The organism is Elizabethkingia argenteiflava, assembly GCF_009904105.1.
Classification (GTDB): domain Bacteria; phylum Bacteroidota; class Bacteroidia; order Flavobacteriales; family Weeksellaceae; genus Elizabethkingia; species Elizabethkingia argenteiflava.
Genome location: NZ_JAAABJ010000545.1, coordinates 1 through 446 on the forward strand (window position 1 = coordinate 1; position 446 = coordinate 446).

Here is a 446-nt window from a genome sequence, read left to right on the forward strand (position 1 = left end):
GATAAAGGTTTTTGTGCTTCGCAAAATAGTGTTTATTATGGTTATAAATTGCATGCAGTGTGTACTACTGATGGGATTTTTACCGATTTTGATCTAACACAAGCTTCTGTACAGGATATTCATTATATCAAATATATTAAGCACTTTTACAATATTAGGAGACAAAGGTTATCTGAGTATTGATTATCAAAGAGACTTATTTAATTACAACCAGATTAATATGGAAGTACCTATGCGAAAAAATAAACATGGATAGAAGCCGCAGCCTTATATTTTTAGAAAATCCCGAAAGCGCATCTATAGCTTATTTTCGCAATTATGTGATCAGTTTATGTTTAGAAGAAACTATGCGTAATCCTTGGATGGCTTTAAGTATAGATTATTATCTAAGATAATTGCAATGACTGTTATAAAATGCATTAATAAACTAAACAATAGAAATATTA

1 pseudogene is annotated in these 446 nt (G+C 29.4%); it reads left to right on the forward strand.

The features are described 5' to 3' along the window. Positions 1-446: pseudogene (locus GNY06_RS15730) on the forward strand (IS982 family transposase); the annotation flags it as partial.